The 22,064-nt window shown below is 59.0% G+C and carries 20 protein-coding genes; 10 read left to right on the top strand and 10 right to left on the bottom strand.

The window, feature by feature from the left end; genetic code table 11:
- Window positions 1-169: 169 nt before the first annotated feature.
- The 5 genes from PPP56_RS11620 to rpiA all read left to right on the top strand — a co-directional run bounded on the left by PPP56_RS11620 (window position 170) and on the right by rpiA (window position 6,405).
- Window positions 170-2,329 carry an ATP-dependent helicase gene (locus PPP56_RS11620; protein WP_353564213.1) on the top strand — a complete coding sequence of 720 codons (2,160 nt, stop codon included), beginning with the start codon at window positions 170-172 and terminating at the stop codon, window positions 2,327-2,329.
- Window positions 2,330-2,456: 127 nt separating this feature from the next.
- Window positions 2,457-2,903 carry a GNAT family N-acetyltransferase gene (locus tag PPP56_RS11615; RefSeq protein ID WP_353564212.1) on the top strand — a complete coding sequence of 149 codons (447 nt, stop codon included), beginning with the start codon at window positions 2,457-2,459 and terminating at the stop codon, window positions 2,901-2,903.
- A gap of 129 nt (window positions 2,904-3,032) precedes the next feature.
- The gene (locus PPP56_RS11610; protein ID WP_353564211.1) at window positions 3,033-4,280 is read left to right on the top strand and encodes an ABC transporter permease; all 1,248 of its coding nucleotides are present in this window, start codon (window positions 3,033-3,035) and stop codon (window positions 4,278-4,280) included.
- Between the two features lie 50 nt (window positions 4,281-4,330).
- A complete protein-coding gene (locus PPP56_RS11605) occupies window positions 4,331-5,560 on the top strand; it encodes an ABC transporter permease (RefSeq protein ID WP_353564210.1) in 1,230 nt (409 codons plus the stop codon).
- Between the two features lie 152 nt (window positions 5,561-5,712).
- Window positions 5,713-6,405 carry a ribose-5-phosphate isomerase RpiA gene (gene rpiA / locus PPP56_RS11600; protein WP_353564209.1) on the top strand — a complete coding sequence of 231 codons (693 nt, stop codon included), beginning with the start codon at window positions 5,713-5,715 and terminating at the stop codon, window positions 6,403-6,405.
- 93 nt (window positions 6,406-6,498) lie between these two features.
- On the opposite strand, the gene recO is transcribed toward rpiA, so the two are convergent.
- Window positions 6,499-7,266: a DNA repair protein RecO gene (recO, locus tag PPP56_RS11595; protein WP_353564208.1), complete on the bottom strand. Its 768-nt coding sequence runs from the start codon at window positions 7,264-7,266 to the stop codon at window positions 6,499-6,501.
- Window positions 7,267-7,372: 106 nt separating this feature from the next.
- Between recO and PPP56_RS11590 the strand changes: the two genes are divergently transcribed.
- Window positions 7,373-7,903, top strand: coding sequence for a ComEA family DNA-binding protein (locus PPP56_RS11590; RefSeq protein WP_353564207.1), 531 nt, complete (start codon window positions 7,373-7,375; stop codon window positions 7,901-7,903).
- Between the two features lie 105 nt (window positions 7,904-8,008).
- On the opposite strand, the gene PPP56_RS11585 is transcribed toward PPP56_RS11590, so the two are convergent.
- The gene (locus tag PPP56_RS11585; RefSeq protein WP_353564206.1) at window positions 8,009-8,236 is read right to left on the bottom strand and encodes a hypothetical protein; all 228 of its coding nucleotides are present in this window, start codon (window positions 8,234-8,236) and stop codon (window positions 8,009-8,011) included.
- 401 nt (window positions 8,237-8,637) lie between these two features.
- On the opposite strand from PPP56_RS11585, the gene PPP56_RS11580 reads away from it, so the two are divergent.
- Window positions 8,638-9,348, top strand: coding sequence for a response regulator transcription factor (locus tag PPP56_RS11580; protein ID WP_353564205.1), 711 nt, complete (start codon window positions 8,638-8,640; stop codon window positions 9,346-9,348).
- 44 nt (window positions 9,349-9,392) lie between these two features.
- Here PPP56_RS11580 and PPP56_RS11575 read toward each other — a convergent pair whose 3' ends face one another.
- Window positions 9,393-10,169 carry a hypothetical protein gene (locus PPP56_RS11575; RefSeq protein ID WP_353564204.1) on the bottom strand — a complete coding sequence of 259 codons (777 nt, stop codon included), beginning with the start codon at window positions 10,167-10,169 and terminating at the stop codon, window positions 9,393-9,395.
- Between the two features lie 254 nt (window positions 10,170-10,423).
- On the opposite strand from PPP56_RS11575, the gene rlmD reads away from it, so the two are divergent.
- The 3 genes from rlmD to PPP56_RS11560 all read left to right on the top strand — a co-directional run bounded on the left by rlmD (window position 10,424) and on the right by PPP56_RS11560 (window position 14,086).
- Window positions 10,424-11,830 carry a 23S rRNA (uracil(1939)-C(5))-methyltransferase RlmD gene (rlmD, locus tag PPP56_RS11570; RefSeq protein ID WP_353564203.1) on the top strand — a complete coding sequence of 469 codons (1,407 nt, stop codon included), beginning with the start codon at window positions 10,424-10,426 and terminating at the stop codon, window positions 11,828-11,830.
- Between the two features lie 306 nt (window positions 11,831-12,136).
- Window positions 12,137-13,156, top strand: coding sequence for an NAD-dependent epimerase/dehydratase family protein (locus PPP56_RS11565; RefSeq protein WP_353564202.1), 1,020 nt, complete (start codon window positions 12,137-12,139; stop codon window positions 13,154-13,156).
- Window positions 13,157-13,285: 129 nt separating this feature from the next.
- Window positions 13,286-14,086 carry a queuosine precursor transporter gene (locus PPP56_RS11560; RefSeq protein WP_353564201.1) on the top strand — a complete coding sequence of 267 codons (801 nt, stop codon included), beginning with the start codon at window positions 13,286-13,288 and terminating at the stop codon, window positions 14,084-14,086.
- Between the two features lie 62 nt (window positions 14,087-14,148).
- On the opposite strand, the gene PPP56_RS11555 is transcribed toward PPP56_RS11560, so the two are convergent.
- From PPP56_RS11555 to bshB1, 7 genes are all read right to left on the bottom strand, one after another.
- The gene (locus PPP56_RS11555; protein WP_353564200.1) at window positions 14,149-15,795 is read right to left on the bottom strand and encodes an ABC transporter substrate-binding protein; all 1,647 of its coding nucleotides are present in this window, start codon (window positions 15,793-15,795) and stop codon (window positions 14,149-14,151) included.
- A gap of 69 nt (window positions 15,796-15,864) precedes the next feature.
- Window positions 15,865-17,445: a glutamine-hydrolyzing GMP synthase gene (gene guaA / locus PPP56_RS11550; RefSeq protein WP_353564199.1), complete on the bottom strand. Its 1,581-nt coding sequence runs from the start codon at window positions 17,443-17,445 to the stop codon at window positions 15,865-15,867.
- 53 nt (window positions 17,446-17,498) lie between these two features.
- Complete coding sequence (gene gcvH, locus PPP56_RS11545; protein ID WP_353564198.1) at window positions 17,499-17,876, bottom strand: glycine cleavage system protein GcvH; 378 nt, start codon at window positions 17,874-17,876, stop codon at window positions 17,499-17,501.
- A gap of 102 nt (window positions 17,877-17,978) precedes the next feature.
- On the bottom strand, window positions 17,979-19,322 hold the full coding sequence (accC, locus tag PPP56_RS11540) for an acetyl-CoA carboxylase biotin carboxylase subunit (RefSeq protein WP_353564197.1): 1,344 nt from the start codon (window positions 19,320-19,322) through the stop codon (window positions 17,979-17,981).
- Between the two features lie 132 nt (window positions 19,323-19,454).
- On the bottom strand, window positions 19,455-20,024 hold the full coding sequence (accB, locus tag PPP56_RS11535; protein ID WP_353564196.1) for an acetyl-CoA carboxylase biotin carboxyl carrier protein: 570 nt from the start codon (window positions 20,022-20,024) through the stop codon (window positions 19,455-19,457).
- Window positions 20,025-20,159: 135 nt separating this feature from the next.
- A complete protein-coding gene (efp, locus tag PPP56_RS11530) occupies window positions 20,160-20,729 on the bottom strand; it encodes an elongation factor P (RefSeq protein WP_353564195.1) in 570 nt (189 codons plus the stop codon).
- Between the two features lie 426 nt (window positions 20,730-21,155).
- On the bottom strand, window positions 21,156-21,920 hold the full coding sequence (gene bshB1 / locus PPP56_RS11525) for a bacillithiol biosynthesis deacetylase BshB1 (RefSeq protein WP_353564194.1): 765 nt from the start codon (window positions 21,918-21,920) through the stop codon (window positions 21,156-21,158).
- Between the last annotated feature and the right edge of the window lie 144 nt (window positions 21,921-22,064).

Genomic DNA, 22,064 nt, shown 5'->3' with positions numbered 1-22,064 from the left:
TGTGTACAAGCGGCGTGCAAGCACAGGCACTGCTGCGCACGTGAGATAACTGTGGGATCACCTCTGTGCAGGTCGAAGTTATTTTTAACAACGCTGCATTCCTCATACCACTGGCTGCATTGCGTGTTGCGCAGCTTCTTATTCTCGCTCCCAGGGTTCTTGCCACTCTATGGCCCGCCGCATTGTCTTACAGTCCGACCGCTCCGATACACCTGCGCCCGACCAGCTTACGGTTGACTATCGCGCTGAACTCAACGACCAGCAGTACGCAGCGGCTACGGCCGATCCCGGAGCTCTTCTGATTATTGCGGGGGCAGGTACGGGCAAGACGCGCACGCTCGTGTACCGGCTTTCGTACCTGGTCGAAACGGGACTCGACCCACGTTCCATTGTGCTTCTCACCTTTACGCGCCGCGCAGCACGCGATATGATGGCCCGTGCGGCCTCGCTGCTCGACGGTCGATGCCAACGCGTGCAGGGCGGCACCTTCCACAGCTTCTGTGTACAGCTGCTGCGTCGCCACGCGCCTGCTATCAACCTCGCGAAAACGTTTACCATTCTGGATGCGTCGGATGCCGCCGATGTGCTGTCGATGCTCCGTACCCGGGGCGGATACACCGAGCGCGACGACCGTTTTCCGAGCAAGCGCGCTCTGCAGTCAATGTTCTCGGCTACCGTGAATCGCGACCGCTCGCTCGCCTCGGTGCTTGAGGCAAAGTATCCGCAGTTTACGCATCTGCACGACGATCTGCGCAAGCTGCAGGAGACGTACCGCACCTACAAGGCGGAGCATCACATGCTCGACTTCGACGACCTCCTGCGTCGCACCCACGAGATGCTCGCCATGCACGACGACCTGCGCCAGCAGGTGGCGTCTCGCTGCCGCCATGTGCTGGTCGATGAGTACCAGGACACCAACGCGCTTCAGGCCAAGCTCGTGCGGCAGTTCACTTCGGTCCACGGCAACGTTACCGCCGTGGGAGACGATGCACAGAGCATCTACCGCTTTCGGGGCGCCGACTTCCGCAACATCTTCCGCTTCCCCAAGCTCTATGAGGAGGCGCGCGTGCTCAAGCTGGAGCAAAACTACCGCTCCACACAGCCCATCCTGGAGTTCGCCAATCATCTGATCGAGAGCGCCGACCGTTCGTATGACAAGACGCTCTTCTCCGACAAGACCGAGGGGGAGCTACCCGCCGTTGTGCCGGCGGCCGACACGTCGATGGAAGCGCAGTTCGTGGGGCAGATGATAGCACAGCTGCGCGAGCAAGGCGTGCCACTGAGCGATCAGGCTGTGCTCTTCCGAAGCAGTCACAACGCATACGACGTAGAGATTGAGCTGAACCGCCGCAACATTCCGTATGTGAAGTACGGGGGCACCAAACTGAACGAAGCAGCACACATCAAAGACGTGCTTGCACATCTACGCGTGGCAGAAAATCCAGACGATGCTGCGGCCTGGAACCGGATCTTGAAGCTGATTCACGGCATCGGTCCTAAAACGGCACAGTCGCTCATCGACTGGCTCACCGAGGGCGATCGGGAGCCGTTTGTCGTGGATGAGCAGGGGCCGTTCGCACAGCGGTATCTCGATACGCTCACGCGCCTTCTGAACACCCTGCGAAGCATTCGCCCCGATGAGGCGCCGCTCTCTGAACAGGTTGACGCGGTACTTACCTACTACACGCCGCTTTTCGAAGATGCCTACCCCGACGACTACCCGAAGCGTGCGTCTGACCTGGAGCAGCTGGGCCATCTGGCAGCTGGATACGAGAGCCGTCAGCGCTTTCTGGCCGACCTTACTCTCGACCCGATCGAGCTCTCGGCGCTCGATCAGGAGGGAACCGATGACGATGAGCCGCCGCTGGTGCTTTCGACCATTCACTCCGCAAAGGGACTGGAATTCCACACCGTATTTCTGATTCATGCGGTCGATGGCACGCTGCCCTCACAGTACGCACTCAACGAGCCGGGGGGACTCGATGAGGAGCTTCGTCTCCTCTACGTGGCGGTAACCCGCGCCGAGGAAAACCTCTTTATCTCGTATCCGATGCTACAAACGCAGCGGTTCTACGGCGACACGATGGCGTCGCCCAGTCGGTTCATAGAAGACGTACCGCCGTCGGTGTTAGAGCCGGTGGAGCTGGTCGAGGGGCCGTCCCAGAAACAGCTAACCGAATCTGAGGACGCCGGCCCCGCATCCCTGCCCGAAGCAGATTCATCGCGAGAGGCTCCCCCCACCGATGCGGAACGCTCCGATGCGGAACACTCCGATGCGGAACGCTCCGACTCCTCTCCCTCCAGTACCAAAGATGGGCTCCCTTTTTAAGACGTAGGGCCGTCTCTTGAGGGCCTTGCATGGTCTGGTAATATGATTGTGCAACTTGTTGCACTCCGCTGTTTTACAGCACCCTCGTTACGCGTCTTGCCGTCTTCCCTTGCTTCCCGATCTCGCCATGGACGTATCAACTTCGCTTCGGATTGTAGAAGTGCCACGAGAAGAGCGGGCGATCATCCGTGAGCTCAACCGGCGCATCTTTGGGGATACGCACGTGATTCGCTCGTTCGAGCGGACCGATCTGCTTATGTTGGTGGCGTGGCTGAACGGGGCCCCCACGGGCTTCAAAGTAGGCTATCGTCTACGTAAGGGGGTGTTTTACAGCGCGAAAGGTGGGGTCGTCCCCGACGTGCGACGCCAGGGGGTGGCCCGTGCGCTGTTGCACGCAATGCTGGATGCGGTGCGCGGCCGAGGGTACCGGGAGTTTGTGTTCGATACATTCCCGAACAAGCATCCGGGTATGACGATCCTGGCGCTGAACGAAGGGTTTCAGGTAGTGAAAGCCGGATACAACGCCGAACACGAAGATTACCGGCTGCGCTTCTCACGTTCCTTTCCGAAGTAAGACCCCCTGAAGCACATCCTGCAACACAGGACGGTCAGTCCATAGATGGGGCTGTAACTATCGTTTCAGGGTACACGTAGGTTGGATGCTGCTATCGAATCCTCCTGCTGCACCAATCTGCTTCTGCTCGTGCGCCGTTTCATATTCGACCTCATAGAAGGCCTGCGTATTGCATTGAATGCGATTTGGGCGAATCGTCTGCGTTCGATTCTCACCACGCTTGGCATCATCATTGGCATTGTGTCGGTCACGCTCATGGCCGCGCTCATTAGCGGGGTCAACGAGGAGTTTGAAGAAACGCTCTCCTCGCTCGGGGCCGATGTGATGTACGTGAGCAAGTTTCCGTGGGGGGCAAACGTCAACGTAGACTGGTGGGAGATGGCCAACCGCCCTGCTATCTCCGCCGACCTGGTCAACACGATCCAAGAGCAGTCGGCCTATGCGTCGTTTGTAGCGCCGATGGCAAACACGGGGCGTACTGTAAGCCATCGCGATCGCTCGGCACGCGCTTCCATTACGGGCTCTACCCCGCTGTACGGACAGATCCGAGGGGTAGATCTTGCTGAGGGTCGATTCCTGACCGATGCCGATGAGCGCGGTGCGCGCAACGTGTGCGTGATTGGCGCGGGCATCGCCGACGAGCTCTTTCCACAGGGGGCCGCTCTCGGTCAGCAGGTGCGTATGGGCATGGCCCCCTGCACCGTAGTTGGCGTCATGGAGCGCGAAGGCAGCGGGCTCTTTGGGGATGAGGGGAGCCACGACAACACAGTGATTATTCCGTTTCAGTCGTTCGAGCGCGTCTTCGGCGTAAGCCGGTGGCGCAGCATTACCATCATGGTGAAAGTCGGCGACACCGATCTGATGCCAGTTGCCGAAGACGAGCTAACCGGCATTCTGCGCACGGCTCGTCAGGTGGATCCGATGGAGGCGAACAACTTCGAGATCAATCAGCAAGACGAGATCCGAGCATCGTTTTCCACGGTGCGCCTGGCGATTTACGGCGTAGGCATCTTCCTGACGGCGCTTGCACTGGTCGTGGGCGGTATCGGGGTAATGAACATCATGTTTGTGTCGGTGAAAGAGCGTACGAAAGAGATCGGGATCCGCAAAGCCGTCGGCGCTAAGCGCTACACCATTCTGCTTCAGTTCTTGATTGAGGCGATCATCGTCTGTCTCATTGGCGGTGCGATCGGCGTAGGCATTACCTACGGCCTTACAACCTTCATCAGCGAAGGACTCGGGTTTGCCGCTCAGCTGCCGGTGCAGATCATCGCCCTGGCGTTCGGCATCTGTGTGAGCGTTGGCATCCTCTTCGGCATTGCGCCTGCCTGGCAGGCCGCGCAAGCGCGTCCGATTGAGGCGCTCCGCTACGAGTAGCGCCCCATCTCCCTCTCCGTATTCCTCCCGCTCCGAATCCCCCTGTACCTGTGAGTTTGATTGAAGCGTTCTGGTCGGCCTTGCGCTCGTTGCGGGCCAACATCACCCGCTCGGCCCTCACTCTGCTGGGCATGGTGATTGGCGTGTTCGCCGTGATTGCTGCGGTAACAGCCGTCGAAGTGATCGACACCTATTTTCAGGAGTCAATTCAACAGTACGGAACCAACACGTTCTCAGTAGAGCGTCACGGAGCTCAGTTCGTCGGGCCGCGTGGCGGACGCACGTACCGGCCGCCGATTACGTACAACCAGGTCGAGACGCTGCGCGAGCGGGTGGGGGCCGATTACGACATTGGGGTGCTGAACCGTTTTGCGAGCCGCGAACGCACGCGCTCGCGCTTTGCTGAAACAGAGGCAGCAATCGAGCTTCACGGCGCCGATCAGTTCTTCCTGGATAACTTTGGGTTTACGCTTGAAAGCGGCCGCCCCTTCACTGAGCAAGACGTGTCGCGCGGCCGTCCGGTTGCGCTATTGGGGGCTCCGGTGGCAGAAACGCTCTTCCCGAATACCGACCCGGTTGGCAACGAGATACGCATCGGACGGGTGCGCCTGGAGGTGGTGGGCGTGCTCGAAGAAAAAGGCGGCTTCCTCGGCCTCGACCCGGACTCGCGCGTCTACGCGCCGATCACGCATCTTCTGGCTACCTACGGCGACGGAGGCCGCAACATGAACAGCGTGAGCGTGCGGGTCGACGACGACGCGCAGATGCTTGCGGCACAGGATGCTATTATCAGTCAGATGCGTGTCATTCGGCGTGTAGATGCGGGCGAATCCAACAACTTCGAGATCGAGACCAACGAATCGGCACGCAGCACCTTCGACGCGTTTACCGCTACGCTGACTATCGCAGGGGCCGGCATCGGACTGATCGCGCTGATAACAGCTGGAATCGGAATCATGAACATCATGCTGGTGTCGGTGACCGAGCGTACGCGCGAAATTGGCATTCGCAAGTCGGTTGGGGCCAAGAAGCGCGACGTGCTGGGCCAGTTCCTGCTGGAAGCGGTCGTGCTGTGCCAGATCGGGGGGCTGGTTGGCATTGTGCTGGGAGGGCTCTTTGGCAACCTGGTTGCCGTCTACTTCGAGATCGGGATGGCCTTTCCGTGGGACTGGGCGATGGGGGCGGTGCTCGGCGTGACGGTCATTGCGCTGGTGTTTGGCGGCTACCCGGCTTACAAAGCCGCCCGCCTCGATCCGATCGAGTCGCTCCGGTACGAGTAGAGTCCGGTATAAATGGACGCTGGATCAGCCTGCGGTAGCACAGGGCTACACACAGCGCTATTTGCCGGATCTCTGCTTGCGATTGCGCGGTCCAGCAAACATGTTAAAAAAGATGCATAGCACGCTTTATCTTCCCTCAATGCTCTGTACGAATGTCTGACGCCTCTGCCGCCAAGCAAGCCGCCGGTTCCGCGGCAGCCGATCTCGTTGAATCTGGAATGATGCTGGGGCTGGGTACCGGCTCGACCACAGCCTGTGCGCTGGAGGCGCTGGGTGTGCGTATTCAGAAGGAAGCCCTGGATGTGGTGGGGGTGCCAACATCTTTTGCGGCAGAGCGACTCGCGCACCAGTACGGCATCCCGCTCACCACGCTCGACGACACGCCGCGCCTTGACCTGGCGCTCGACGGGGCCGACGAGGTAGATCCGCAGGGGCGGCTCATCAAGGGACGCGGGGCGGCGCACACCCGCGAGAAGGTCGTGGCGCATGCCGCCGAACGCTTCGTGGTGCTTATCGACCCGTCGAAAGAGGTAGATACGCTCGGGAGCCAGTGTCCGGTACCCATCGAGGTGGTGCCTATGGCCGTGGGGCCGGTGCAACGCCTTATCGGGAAGCTGGGCGGCCGCCCCGAACTGCGCATGGGACAGGCCAAAGACGGTCCGGTGATTACCGACCAGGCCCTCTGGATCATAGACGCTCACTTTGACGGCATCGAAGATCCGGAGGCGCTCAGCCGGACGCTGAACGACCATCCGGGCATCTTGGATCACGGACTGTTCTTGGGGATGGCGACCGATGTGATCTGCGGTGAGGCCGATGGAAACGTGACACACACCAGGCCTTAGTAGCACGGCCAGCTGCCTCTGTAAGCGCCGACCGGATATGTTGTTTGCTTCCGTTACTCCACTTCCGTTACCCACTTCTGCTACCCACGCGGACTACCGCGCAGGAGGCCGTTTCAACTGGGCCAGCACGGTACGGCAGCGGTTGGGAATGCTCTCATCGAAGTGATAGCGCAGGTACGCATCTACCAGCTCTTGTACGCGGCGGCGCTGCCTGGACGTAAGCTCCATGCGTAGCACCGTGTCGAGATCGGCCCGTGCGAGAACGGCGTAGGCGCGTAGAGCCGCACGGGGCGCTTTCCGTGCGCTGCTTGGCCGTTCTGTGATTGGGTATACGCCCCCGTCGGCAAGCGAAAGCCAGCCCTCCTCATCTACAGCCTCGACGCGTTCGCGCCGTATGGCCGGGGCGAGTCCGAGCGCCTGTGCCAGCCGAAGCTGGAAGAACGGCCACAGCGTTTCGGGGCGATTCATCTCGTCATCGAGGCGATGCAGCACACGCACCAAAAGCGTAAAGATCTGAGGCTGGCGGCTCTCAGCGCTCAGGAGCGCATCGGTGAGCTCTACAATGCGCAGGCCCAGCGTGATCTTGTTCAGGTGATTGCTGAGGTGGTCGTAGGTTGCCACATGGCTGCTCTCACTGAGCATCTGCAAGCTGCGCGAGGGCTTGTAGTAGTAGACGACCTGCGTATGAGCCATCGGCTGCAGCGTGGCGCCGAACTTGCTTTTCGTTCGCCGCGCTCCTTTGGCGAGCACCGACACCTTGCCCTGCGCCTCGGTGAGCAGCGTAGCAATGCGGCTCGTCTCGCTGTAGTCAAGTCCGCGAAGCACAACCGCCTCTGTCCGGATAATTTCTCGTTGGGCCATGAGCGTACGTGGTAAAGCGGGGCAGTAGACAACGGATACGTTACGAGCAGCCAGCCTGCAGTGTCGCTATACTGTACACGTCCACCACACAGAAACTGTTTGAGGGATGCGCTGGCTCTACAAGATACAACGCTACGTTGCGATTACGGCCATTGAAACGACGGTCGTGCTGGTGCTGGCTGGATTGTTGATGCTGGGGGCCGGCGTGCATCACTGGCGGATGCAACAGATTCCGCCGCTGGCCGACCACGTGGTGTGGCCCGCAGCAGACACGGTGCGCACGGATACGGTACAGACGAATAGGGCGCACCCCAATGCCGGCATGGGCAACCCGGAGTTCGGACATGCAGACGCCGGGGAAAGAGAAGCCGGGGCTGCTACAGCTGCGAGCATAGCGCAGTACGAAGCGGAATCTCCGCTGGCAGCAGCCCCACCGCCTCCGGTAGACGTGAATGCTGCAGAGGCGACCGAGCTGCAACGGCTTTCGGGAATTGGGCCCGCGCTCTCACAGCGCATTATTAGCTATAGGGATGCGAACGGCCCATTTCGGTCGGCAGAAGAGCTGCAGAACGTGCCAGGCATCGGTCCGAAGACGGTTGAGCGCATCCAAGGCGACATAGTAATCCAGATGCCATAGACGGGATGCGCGTCCAGAATATGCAGAGAGGCACTGCGCCCGCATCCGCCCAGACCCAATAGTATGATCAACAGACGGGGCAGGCAGGATGCAGAGCGAGCCAGGCTACTCGTCGGAATCGTTTCGTGAGGAAGACGGGGCTTTCTGCGCTTCGTATGCTTTCAGGCGCTCTTCGTGCTCCTGCAGGCGGTCGCCAACGGTTTCGGGGGTCCAGCGCTCGCTCACCTTCTCTTCGCGGTCTAAGAACCGCCAGATGGGCACAAGCAGCAGCGCAGCCAGCGTGAAGAAGATAACCAGCGTTGGGATCGTGATCATCCAAAACTGTGCATCCATGGGGCAGCAGGGGTTGTGAAAAAGAGTGCTGTTACAGGATGTCTAACGATGCAGCCGTGTGTGCGTTCTATTGCGTCTATTGCAGATGCGACGTTGCGTGATAACGACCTGTGGCGACCTCTACGGCCGTGCGGTATTCCGGTTTACGCTGCGAGTAGGGACATACCCTGCTCATGTTCTGCTCATGTTCTGCAATCCAGGCTGTGCACGACGTTTTAGAGGATAATTGGGCGAACATGCGCGGTGTGTATTGATTGATACATGCGGTTGAGAGAAATGACCTTGCTGGTGCGCATGTATCGAGGCCGGTTGTATTGGGCCCCGCACACTCTACGTAGAACTGTTTGCGCGAAAAGCGGCTTTCAACCACCAGCCAATGCCGTCATTTAATGCATGTAGGTATGTATAACACTTCATCTACTACCACCGCCCCCCGTCTGCTCATTGTAGAAGACGACCCAGAAGTAGGCGCAGGACTTGAGGAGTTTTTTGATCTGAAGGGCTACCATGTGTCACGCGTTGCCGATGGAGAGCAGGCGCTGCAAGAGATTACAACCCTCCCGCCGTATGATCTGGTGATTCTGGATGTGATGCTCCCCAACAAGACCGGCTTTGAAATTCTTCGTGAAGCGCGCAATTCCGGCGTTAAGTCGCCCGTGATTATGCTCACGGTGAAGGGCAGTGAAGACGACAAGCTGCGCGGCTTTGAGCTGGGCGCCGACGACTACGTGACCAAGCCCTTTGATGCTGAAGAGCTGGCTGCTCGTGTGCGTGCGGTGCTAGACCGAAGCCAGGAAGGCGACGGAGAAGGCGACGGCTTTAGCTTTGGGGATGTTGAGGTCAACTTTCAGAATCAGACGGCACGCTGTAACGGAGAGATGGTTGAGTTTACTACGCTGGAGTTCGACATCCTGGAGTACTTCATAGAACACCGTGGGCGCACCGTAAGCCGCAAGCAGCTCTTACGCGACGTGTGGGGGATCAGCGGCGACATCACCACGCGCACGATCGACCGCCACGTGGCTTCGCTCCGCAAAAAGATCGAGCCCGACCCCACTGAGCCCATCTACATCGAAACGGTGTACGGCATCGGGTACAAGTTTTCGGTGTAGGGCAGGCGGAAGACACAGCGGTAGGTACACCGTACGACGTGTCTCTACTGCGTTCTGCTAAAGATGCCGCCTCGCATGATCCAGCCGAACGAGCTTCCCATCGTGTTGGGAAACTCGCCCGGTGTGGCTGCAAAAGAGCCTTCGACAGTGGCAGGCGGTGTGAGCGGCGTACGATGCTGCGGGGGAAACTCCGGCATGTCTTCGTAGCGGTTCCCACCTGTAGGCCAGGTCGTCCGGAGTGAATCGTAGAACGCTTCTAAATCCGCGCGCGACGTACTGACTTCTACGGCGGCTTCGAAGGCAAACGTGCCCTCGATGGCGTCATCGGTGGCATGTTCTACCGTAAGCATTCCGTTCTGTAGCACATAGGTGTGAAGTGAGTCAGAGGCTGCCCGTACATAGTTCGTCATCAGTCGCTCACCGAAGAAGAGGCCGCTCCGCTGGCAATCTGTTAGATCCTGACAGGGCAGGTCGAAGTCAATGTCATATGTGCCCTCCGATAGCCGATCCTCGCCGATGTATACAAACGAGAGATTGTGGGCAATGCCCTCGCCGTCCTCCCCAAATAGTTGGATAGCGGTGAGTGTAATGCCCAGGTCTTCAAACGGAAAGACCATCGCGCCCTGTTCGCCAAACGACTCGGATCCTCCCAGGGTCGCCTGTCCATCAATGGTTGCGCTGAGCGGAGCGCTTACCTGGATGTCAGCGTACGGGTCGGGCAGATCCTCTGCAGAGTCTACCGTGTCGCAGCCGGTGGTGAGAGCAAGTGCAAAGACAAGAACAAAGCACGTAGCGTATTGAGTCAGGGTAGATAACCGCATTGTTCTGAAGTTTGTTTGATGGCGTTCTACCTATACGATGCAGCTGGAGATAGGCAAGAAATTGTTGCGTGATAAGACTGCATCTGTATTTCCGAAAGTATGAATCTCGTGTATAAGAATCAAGAGAGCGTTCCCCATTCTTTTTTCCCTTTACGCGTTCGTAACGCGGTTTGCAACGCGGGGTGAGGCTGTGCATACAATCCGGCTGCATGACGTCTCCGTTTTGGCTCCTTCCTTTTATCTTGTGCCTGCCTATGGCCTCCGTATCCCGTGGCGACCTCGTTACCCTCGACATCGAAAAGTTTGCCGATAAAGGAGCCTCATTGGCCCGCATCGACGGCTACGTAATTTTTGTGGAGGGCGCGGTGCCGGGCGATCGTGTGAAGGCGTATCTCTATCAGACCAAGTCGAACTTTGCAAAGGCCAAGCTCGATACGCTCATCGAGCCCAGCGACCTGCGCACCGAGCCCCGCTGCCGCTACGCCGACACCTGCGGCGGATGTGCGCGCCAGCATGTGAAGTACGCAGCCCAGCTGCAGGCCAAGCAGCAGTCGGTACAGGAAGCCTTTGCGCATCATAGCGAGTTTGACGGTGTGGAGGTGCCCCCGGTTATCGGGATGGACGATCCGTTCTACTACCGCAACAAGATGGACTTCGACTTCAGCGCCGACCGCTGGCTCACGTCCGACGAAATCAGCACGGGCCAGGACTTCGATACCGACTTTGCGCTGGGGATGCACGCGCCCGGCCATTACGACAAGGTGATCGACCTGCAGGAATGCCATCTGCAATCGGAGCTCAGTGCGCGCCTCGTGAACGGCGTACGCGATTTCGTGAAAGAGCAGGGCTGGGCACCGTGGGACATCCGCCAGCAAGAAGGGTATCTGCGGCATCTCGTCATCCGCGAGGGCAAGCGCACCGGCGACGTGATGGTGAACCTCGTTACGTACGGACGCAATGCCGAGCGCCGCGATGCCTTTGCCGATTTCCTGCAGCGCGACTTTCCAGAGGTTACCACCTTTGTGGATACGAACCATACCGGCAAATCGCACAACGTAGAGGGCGACACGCAGACCGTCTTCGGCCCCGGCACCATCAACGACATGATTGGCGACTACCGGTTCAAGATCAGTCCGCAGTCCTTCTTTCAGACCAACACACGCCAGGCTGAGCGGCTGTACGAAGTGGCTCGCGACATGGCCGACCTGCGCCCTACCGACACGGTCTACGACCTGTACTGCGGCGCTGGTACCATCTCGCTGTTCCTGTCGGATGCCGTGGAGCACGTGGTAGGGGTTGAGCTTATCGAAGAAGCTGTAGCCGATGCACGAGCTAATGCGGCCCAGAATGAGGTAGCAAACTGCACGTTTGTGCCCGGCGACCTGAAGACCGTCTTTACTGACGATTTCGTGGACACACACGGCACGCCCGACGTGCTTATCGTCGACCCACCGCGTAACGGCATGCACAAAAAGGTCGTGGCCCAAATTGAAGCCCTACGCCCCGAGCGCTTCGTGTACGTGAGCTGCAATCCGCAGACGCAGGTACGTGATCTCGACCGCCTGCACGATGTGTATCAGATTGATGCCGTGCAGCCTGTCGATATGTTTCCGCATACGCCGCATATTGAGAATGTGGTGCGGCTTTCCAGAAAAGGGTAGATGGATGGGGGGAGGAGAGAGAGATGGGATGCGGCGTTATGGTAGCGTAACGCGGTAGGTCTATCTTCTTACAAACTACCACCCTTTCTCCTCATCAATTCGATCCTGGCTGCATATGTGGTTATCTGCCCGAAGCCGAATGCAAAATGCGCAACATCGCCGGGCAACAGATTGGTAGCACGCTTCAGCGCATGATTGCGCATGACTCAACGCACTGACACTTTCTGCTCTGGGCCTGCCGAGTGACGAAATAGCCTCACGACAACCTTCTATCTTCCATTTACCATCTTTCCCTGACCATCCTCCATGCCGTCCAATCCAAAACCGAAAACCGCATTTGTCACCGGAGGCACAGGCTTCGTCGGTAGCCATTTGGTAGAGGCGTTGCTCGATCGTGGATACGATGAGGTGCGGTGCCTGGTGCGTTCGCGGCAAAAGTGGCTGGGGCCGCTCGACATCACGCCGGTACGGGGCGACCTGACAGACGTAGAAGCACTGTGGGAGGGCCTGCGAGGCGTTGATGAGGTCTACCACGTGGCAGGAATCACACGTGCTGAAGACTGGGATGCGTTCTACCAGGCCAACGTGCGAGGCACGCTAAACCTGCTGGGTGCAATTAAGCAGGTCGCCCCTGATCTTGACCGTGTGCTTGTGACGAGCAGTCTTGCTGCGGTTGGGCGGGGTGCAGAGGGGGTGGCTACCGAAGAGGCTCCGCTGGAGCCGGTGAGTCGCTACGGGCGAAGCAAAGCGGAGATGGAAGAGGCGCTCCGCAGCACGCATCAGATGCCTACCTCGTACTGGGATACGCTGCCGATCACAATCGTGCGTCCGCCTGCGGTGTATGGGCCGCGCGACCGGGACATCCTCACGTTCTTTCAGGCGGTGAACAGCCACGTGTGTCCGGTTGTTGGTGGAGGAAGCGAACCGGCGGTGAGCCTGGTGCACGTGCGCGACCTGGTCGATGGGATGATCCAGTGCGCTACTGCACCCGAGGCCTTACATGACGTTTTCTTCCTGGGCAGCCTGCGCCCTTACGCATGGAACGAAGTAAAAGAGGCCTCGACGCAGGCGCTGGACACATGGGCGGTTACAGTGCCAGTGCCCACTTTCATGGTTGGAGCCGTCGGCGCTGCATCCGAACTGTGGGGTAAGCTGTCGGGGTCGTATCCCGCATTAAACCGGGAGAAAGCCCGCGAGATTAGGCACGCCGCCACCATGTGCAGCAGCAACAAAGCCGTGGAGCAGGTTGGATACAGCCCGTCGATTGCGCTCAACGACGGGGTGGCCGAGACGATCGCCTGGTATCGCGATGAGGGGTGGCTGTAGCGATGTATCAATGCTGCTGCTGGCGGCTATTGGAAAAGCTGGATACGCAGCCGAAGTGTTGGAACGGAGCGCATCCGGTGCTGATTGGAAAAGCGTCTTGTTTTTCTTCATCCTGCCTGCACCCGCCCTGTGCCCGACTCGCCCCCACCCAGTCACTTCTCTGCTGCGGATACGAGTGTGCTCCGCGAATCCAGTACGACCCGCGCCGAAATTGCTTTTCTGATGCTTGCCGGCGTGTTCATCGGCGCCCTGGTCATGACCAATGCCATCGCAGGCAAGTTTTTCGTGCTGTTTGGTCAGGAGCTCTCAGCGGGCATCATTGCATATCCGGTTACCTTTCTTGTAACCGATCTAATCTCCGAGCTCTTTGGCCGTAAGCGTGCCAGCACAGTGGTGGGGGTGGGGTTCGTCGTCAGCGTATTTGTTACGCTCGTGGTGTGGATTGCCGGGCAGATGCCCGTCTACGAGGCGTCGCCGGTGTCGCAGGAGGCGTTTGATATGGTGTTCGGGCTGATGCCTGGCATCGTGCTTGGGTCGATGATCGCCTACCTCACAGCCCAGTACATCGACGTACAGATTTTTGAGTGGCTGCGCGGACTCACCAAGGGCAAGTACATGTGGATTCGTAACAACGGGTCGACCTTCTTCAGTCAGCTCGTAGACACCACGATGGTGGTGACGATTGCACTGGTGTGGTGGCCACAGATCGACGGCAATCCCCAGACAGAAGCCATCGCGTGGTCAACCTGGCAGGGTATCGTGTTCGGGCAATATGTATTCAAGATCGGCATTGCCGCACTCGATACGCCCGTGCTTTACGTCTGTGAGCACTGGCTGCGGGAGTGGATCGAGGCCGATCCGAAGGGGCGCGCCAGCGAGGAGGTGTCTGCATCGGCCCCTGCCTCGTCGCAGCAGGGCGTGGAGCGGTAGGGCGTGGAGCGGGTAAGGCGTGAGTCGTAGCCCGGCTCATTATCTACGCAGCATGCAGAAGACTACCGCACCAGCTCCAGCCGGTCGTTGCGATAGCGATGAATGAACAGCGCCTGATTGATATTGCCTCCGCTGAAGTCAAGACGAATCCCGAGTCCTTCGTAGCGTGGCGCGTTGCGGAGTGTAGATGGACGAATACGCGTATCGCCGCCGAGGCCATTCAGGAGATAGTCGGCGACATCGTACCCGGTGTATACGAGACGCTTGGCTGTGGGAGACTCTGCATCAGGGGCGCGGCCGGTGAGGATCTCATGGTTGCGTATGAACTCCTGCACGTCGTCGCGTGCGGTGTTCACGTAGAAGTCGTTGGTGTATGTGGCGGTAAACTTGCTGGCTTCCTGGTCGATGTTGAGGTCGTGCCACTCCGAGTTGCCGAGCGCACGAATGCCCAGCCGCATGCGTTCAAGCCCGATAAGCGCCTCCTGGATGCGTCCGCCTGCGTTGCGCCCAGTGAACGGGAGGTACACGGCCTGTGCGTTGGAAAGCATCTCGTCCGTGATGGTTGTGTCGGAGCGGATTGCATTGGGCAGGCGTGACCAGGTGCGCGAGCTCTGCACCTCGTAGGTGAAGGGTACGTCCATGCCAATGGAGCGCGCCTCCTCGCGGAAGCCAGTTGCCATGCGTTCGCTCAGGCGGTTGCCCCGCTCGTAGACCACAGCGGTAGAGCGAATAAGCAGCGCCTCAGCGGCATAGCGCGCCATTGCCTGCCCCCGCATCTCAATCGACGGATTGGCCTGGAAGACGTGGCTACGTCCGGCTGACACGGTAGACTCGGTTGCCAGCGGCGCGATGAGTACGACGCCGGCATCCTCAGCCGCATCCCCTGCAATCGTTGCTTGCTGACTGTAAAAGGGACCGATAATAACATCTGCGCGGTCGACGCGGACAAGCGAGTCGACCGCTGCCCGAAGCGAGCGCTCATTAGGGCCATCGGGGCCGGAGAAGTGCCGCATGTGTAGTTTTGCGACACGCTGCGGCTGTCCGACCTGTTCTGTGACGGCCTGAAGCGAGTCGACAAAGAGCGTGTCGCGCTGGGTAACGAGAGCCGTGGCCCCTTCGTCAGCGGCGCGTTCCTCATCAAAAAGGGCAGCCGTGTCGTGCACCGTCACGTCTGCTTCGCTGTCGAGCTCAGGAGGAAACACATAGCGTCGCGAGACCCCGTTGTGACGGTCTACAGCCAGACGGACGCCGTTGAAAAAGGCTTGCGAGCGGGCGGCCTCTTCACCGCTCAGGTCAAGCATAATGCCGATATGTAGCGTGTCGGGTGCAGCTTGCCCGGAGCGCTGGCCGTCGCGCGCATAGCTGATGATCTGGTTCGCGTGCGATCGGTAGCTGGTGTCGGGATAGCGCTGCAGAAGCGTTTCGAGGATCGAGATCGCATCGTTGTAGCGTCCGGCCCGGTAGAGCGCCCGCCCGCCCATAAGCAGCGCTGCGGTGGTCTGACGATGGAGCGGATATTCGACAGTCGCCCGGAAGCGGCGGTACGCCTCGGTATAGTCGCCTCGTTCAAAAGCAGCGACCCCCTCCTCAAAGAGCAGTTCAGCATCTTCATTCACAGGGATGCCGTTTGTCTGCTGCGCGTGGAGCGCAGGGGCAAGCGCCGTGAGTGAGAGCATCAGCACAAGCGCTACAGAAATCCAACGCCACATAAGTTCAGATACGGTCGGTGATCAGCAATACGGTGGAGCAGAAGCGTCGGGGACAAGCCCGAGAACCGGCTACTCCCATTCGATGGTACCCGGCGGCTTGGAGGTAATATCGTACGTGGCCCGGTTGATGCCGCGCACCTCGTTCACGATGCGGTTTGCTGTGTGCCCGAGCATGTCATGCGGGAGGTGGGCCCAGTCGGCAGTCATCCCATCGACGCTGGTTACGGCACGCAAGGCACAGACGTGCTCGTAGGTGCGCTCGTCGCCCATAACGCCCACTGTTTGCACGGGGAGCAGCACCGCAAGGGCTTGCCATACGTCGTTATACAGGCCGCGGGCCCGTAGCTCCTCGATAAAGATGGCGTCAGCGGCGCGAACAATAGCCAGCCGTTCGGGCGTAACAGCGCCCATAATGCGGATCGCCAGACCGGGACCCGGAAAAGGATGTCGGTTTACGATAGCCTCCGGAACGCCCAGAAGCTCTCCAATAGCACGTACTTCATCCTTAAAGAGCTCACGAAACGGCTCCAGCAGCTCAAAATCAAGCTCCTCGGGGAGGCCGCCCACGTTGTGGTGAGTTTTGATCGTGGCCGAGGGGCCCTTAAACGAGACGCTTTCGATAACGTCGGGGTAGAGCGTGCCCTGAGCGAGGAACGTCGGGCGGGTGCCGAGGTCTTCGGTGAGCGCGTCGGTTTCTTCGGTGAACACGTCGATGAACGTATTGCCGATGCGCACGCGCTTCTCCTCGGGGTCGTCGATGCCCTCCAGAGCATCAAGAAACCGGCTGGTGGCATCTACAGCACGCAAGTCCATATCAAAATGACCGCGGAAGGTGTCCTGCACCTGGGTCCACTCGCCTTTGCGCAGCAATCCGTTGTTGACAAAAATGCAGTGCAGCTGGTCGCCGATTGCCTTGTGCAGCAGCGCTGCAGCAACCGACGAGTCGACCCCGCCCGAGAGTCCAAGAATGACGTGCTGATCGCCAACGGCTTCACGGAGAGAAGCAACCTGGGTTTCCACAAACGATGCGGGCGACCAGGTGCCGCTGCATCCGCAGATGGTGAGCGCAAAGTTTTCAAGCAGCTGCGCGCCGTAGTCGGTGTGCACCACTTCGGGGTGAAACTGCACGCCAAAGTGGGGCCGGTCGGTATGCCGGACCGCTGCGATGGGGGCGTTCTCGGTCTGCGCAATGACGGTGTAGCCGTCGGGAAGCGCCGTGAGGTGGTCGCCATGGCTCATCCAGACGGTCGACCCGTCGGGAACGCCCTTCAGGAGCGGATCGGTACGGTGGTTTTCGGGGATGCGCAGCGTAGCCCGCCCAAACTCGCGTCGGTCTGCGCCCTCTACGGCTCCGCCTCCGATGTAAGCGATCGACTGCAGTCCATAGCAGATGCCCAGTACGGGCACGGGGGTGCCATCGGGGTGCGTAAGCCGAAGCAGGTCGGGGTCGAGGTCGGGGGCATGGTCATCGTACACCGAGCAGGGCCCGCCTGAAAGGATGACGCCGTTCGGGTTCAGCGCAGCGAGCTCTTCGGTGGAACGCGTGCAAGGATGGATCTCGGAGTACACCCCGGCCTCGCGGACGCGGCGGGCAATGAGCTGCGTGTACTGTGACCCGAAGTCGACAATAAGAATGCGTTCGTCAGTCATGCGATACAGGGCACAAACAGAGAAAGACGACAGAGAAAGACGACAGCACGACGTTACGCAACGTCGGTGTACGCTTCGGCATCGAGCAGGTCGTCGAGTTCGGTCTCGTCTTCCATCTCGATAACGATCATCCAGCCGTCGCCATACGGATCTTCGTTTACCTGCTCCGGTGCATCTTCCAGACTAATGTTGACGTCGGTGATCGTGCCTGAAACCGGCATGTAAAGTTCGGAGACAGTCTTCACGGCTTCTACCGTGCCGTATACATCACCGGCGGAGAGCGTAGTGCCTTCGGGCTCAAGCTCAACGAACACAATGTCGCCCAATTCGCCCTCGGCAAAGTCGGTAATGCCGACGGTGGCGGTGCCGTCGTCTTCAACGCGCAGCCATTCGTGATCTTGCGTGTAGTACAGGTCGCTGGGGTAGCTCATAACAGGAGGGAAGGTTCAGGTGAAACGGAGGACCTGCGGTATCTCGTATGGGCGAACGTATGTCGCATGCGAGGGCGGGCCCTGAAACGGATAAGCGGGGGATTACTCAGGCGGGGTGTACGTGAATGACTCCATAAACTGCGTGTCGAAGGTGCCTGCTTGGAAGTCAGCGTTCTCCATCAGCTGTTGATGGAAGGGAATCGTTGTCTTTACGCCCTCGATGACGAACTCGTCAAGTGCGCGCTTCATCCGCCTGATGGCGCGTTCGCGGGTGTCGCCATGTACGATCAGCTTGGCGATCATCGAGTCGTAGTTGGGTGGGATGCGGTAGCCTGTATACGCGTGCGTATCCACCCGTACGCCGAGTCCGCCGGGCTGGTGAAAGGCGGTAATCGTACCCGGCGAAGGGCTGAACTTACGCGCCGGGTCTTCCGCGTTGATGCGACACTCGATTGAATGGCCGTTGATCGGAAGCTCGGTACGCGTCACCGTTTCGCCCATGGCGACCCGAATCTGATGCTCGATCAGGTCACAGCCGGTGACCTCTTCAGTCACGGGGTGTTCAACCTGGATGCGCGTGTTCATTTCCATGAAGTAGAAATTCTTTTCTGCATCCACCAGGAATTCGATGGTGCCAGCGCCCTCGTAGTTAATGGAAGATGCTCCCCGGATGGCGGCTTCGCCCATGCGGTGGCGCAGGTCTTCATCCATGACCGGGGAGGGGGCCTCCTCAAGCAGTTTCTGGTGGCGGCGCTGGATGGAGCACTCGCGCTCACCGTAGTGCATAACGTTGCCTTGGCCGTCGCCGACCAGTTGGATTTCGATGTGGCGCGGCTGCACGACGCACTTCTCGATGTATATGGCCGGGTTGCCAAAGGCCGCGTCGGCTTCGGAGCGAGCGCCCTCGTAGAGCTGCTCGAAGTCTTCGGCTTTATGCACGAGGCGCATTCCGCGTCCGCCCCCGCCGGCGCTGGCTTTTACCATGACCGGGTATCCGATCTCATCGGCAATACGCTTGCCCTCATCCATCGAGGCAACGATGCCATCGGATCCTGGCACGACAGGCACGCCGGCTTCGGCCATCGTCTCTTTCGCGCGGCTTTTCTCCCCCATGAGCCGGATGGTCTCGGGCGAGGGGCCAATAAACGTGAGGTCATGATCAGAGCAGATCTGACTGAACTCAGCGTTTTCGGAAAGGAAGCCATAGCCGGGGTGGACAGCGTCGGCTCCGGTCACTTCGGCGGCTGCGATGAGCCGATCAGGCCGCAGGTAGCTCTCTCCAGAGGCCGGCGGTCCGATGCATACGGCTTCATCAGCAAACCGCACGTGAAGCGAGTCGGCATCGGCCGTCGAGTATACGGCGACCGTGCGGAGGCCCATCTCATGACAGGTGCGGATAATGCGAAGGGCAATTTCGCCGCGATTGGCGATCAGTACTTTCTTCAAAACGGCTGGCGGGGGTCAGGTGAAACAACGATCGAAGAGCAAGGGCAGAAGTCCAAGCACGAACTGCCCGCATGCAAGGTAGAGGCAGAGAGGCATGCAAACAGGCAAGAGAGCGTGCGGGGAGCCGGTCGCCTAACTCTGGTCGACGATAAAGAGCGGCTGGTCAAACTCGACCGGTTCGGCGTCTTCAACGAGAATCTCCTTGATAACGCCGGGCTGCTCGCATTCGATCTCGTTCATCAGCTTCATTGCCTCGATGATGCAGAGCACTTCGCCTTCTCCAACGCGGTCGCCCTCTTCGACGAACGGATCTGAGTCGGGCGATGGCGCCCGGTAGAAGGTGCCTACGATGGGCGCTTTAACGAGCACCTCATTCGCACCGAGCTCGTCGCTATCTTCGCCTGTAGCGGGGTCTGGCGAAGCAGGTGCCTCTTTCGTAGACGCAGGCGCTGAGGAAGCGCTTGCAGGAGCAGGAGCAGGCTGTTGCGGCTGTGGAGACTGCTGTCCATACGGCTGTGGAGCTGCGCCATAGGGCTGCGGGGGGCCGTACGAGTGCATCGGCGGGTTGTACGACGGCTGCATCATAACCGTCGGGGCATTCTGGCGAATCGTAATCTTGAAGTCGTCTTCCTCTACTTCAACTTCGGAGACGCCGCTTTCGGCAACCATCTGAAGCAGCTCTTGAATCTTGGACAGTTTCATGCGTTTTGAGGCTGGATGAGACAAACGAAAAATCATACGAGCCTTGGAGGCACCGCATGTAAAAAAGGAGCGTACGGAGGCAAAGCATCCACACGTCTTGAGCGTTCCAGCACAGGCGGGGTGCCTGTGTATGTTTTAGGCCGACTCTACACGTGTTTCGTATTCGCCGGTCTGAGTGTTAACGCGCACGCGATCGCCTTCGTTGATGAAAAGCGGCACGTCGACTACGGCACCGCTTTCCAGTGTAGCCGGTTTGGAGCCGCCTTGTGCTGTGTTGCCCTTTACACCCGGAGTGGTTTCAACAACCTCCAGGTCCATCTTCTGGGGAAGATCGGTACGCAGCGGCTCCTCCGTGTCGGTGCGAAACAGGATATCAACTTCAGCACCCTCCTTCAAATACTCGCGTCCTTCTATACGCTCAGGAGGAATTGAAAACTGCTCATACGTTTCCGTATTCATGAAGTGCAGGCCGAGGTCGTCTTCATAGAGAAACTGGTGCGTGCGCTTTTCTACACGCACCTCTTCGACCTTTTCACCGGCACGGAAGGTGTTATCAAGTTCGCGGCCGTCGCGCACGTTTTTAAGCGTAGTGCGCACAAAGGCGCCGCCCTTGCCAGGCTTCACGTGAAGGAAGTCGACGATCTGCCATAGATCATTTTTCCAGATGAACGTAAGGCCGTTGCGAAAGTCACTTGTACTTGTCATGGAGTTAGCTATCAGTTACCGAAAACTGGCGAGCGGCCTGCACACAGAATGCGCTCGCTGCGCAGATAAAACTGTCCTACGGAAAGCGTTATGTGCTGCTCTATCATAGAGGCTGCTCTATGCATGAAGGCAGCCAAGCGCAATATAGAGCACAGCAGCCCTTTGTGTCAATCTGTTGCAGGTATGCATCAGAGCTATAAGTAGAGTAGGCAACAAATTGTTGCGCGAGGGCCATAGAGAAGCGCTTGGCCTCTGGAGCAGGCAGGGCAATTCACGCCCTTTTGCTGTCCCTTAGGCAGCAAGACCTGCAAAGCTGGGACAGGAAAAAGGGTCGAGTAGGGCTACTCCAGCTAAACGACCGGGACAGTTGCAGCGATGCCCCGGAGCTCTTTGCAGCGATGAAACGTGCTGATGGTACGGGTAGGCTTACCGGAACGGGCGTTCTATAGACAGCGCCTCCGGTAAGTCACGTACGCCGACCGGGCCCTGGTAGTAAAGCAGCGGTTCTCCATACGTGGCCCCAATGCGATAGCCATAGGTGCGGGCCCGAGCCTCCACCCATTTAAAAAACGCTGGGTTCGATACATAGGTCTCCGGTTCATCGGAGCCGGCCTCGTACTCCGGGTTGTAAAACTGCGACTCAAAGGCTTGGAGAGCGTCGATGCGCCGCTCCCACACGCTCGACACGTCGACCACGAACGTAGGGTCAAAGGGAACAGCCTGCATGTAGTGCAAGATATGGTGGGGGCGCCACGGCGCCTGCTCATCTCCATCAGGTCCGTTCGTTTCAATCTTGCGCAAGCCGCTGTAGTAGAGGGCATCTGTAGCCAACTCGGCAGCCGCGCAATGGTCAGGGTGGCGGCATTCCGGCGCGTTGAGAAGCACAATCTTAGGACGATACCGGCGAATCTGCTCAATGAGAAGGCGGCGCGTTTGAGGCGTGTTCTCAATGTTACCATCAGGGAGCCCAAGGTTCGACCGGTCTGCGAGTCCCATAATGCGCGCTGCAGCACGAGCTTCCTGCATGCGCCCTTCAGGCGTGCCACGCGATCCTAATTCGCCACGGGTAAAATCTACCACGGCAGTCGTGTAGCCCTGTTCATTAAGTACACACATGATGCCACCCGCGCAGAGCTCAACATCATCAGGATGGGCGCCGAGCGCAAGCACATCAACGTTTGTAGGAGGCATAGAAGAGTTGGTAGAGTCTGGCACGGTTTTCGGTTATTAGATAAGAACGTCGCGTGTAAGTCCAGCATCTGCGGGAAAACACGCGTGGAATGCGACAACGAATTTCTTATTTCTAAACTGAGTATTCTTCGCTCTATGAGCATG

Origin of the sequence: Longimonas sp., assembly GCF_040409695.1 — a bacterium.
Taxonomy (GTDB): domain Bacteria; phylum Bacteroidota; class Rhodothermia; order Rhodothermales; family Salinibacteraceae; genus Longimonas.
The sequence above is the reverse complement of the archived record's forward strand: the minus strand, read 5'-3'. Positions and strand labels throughout refer to the sequence as shown.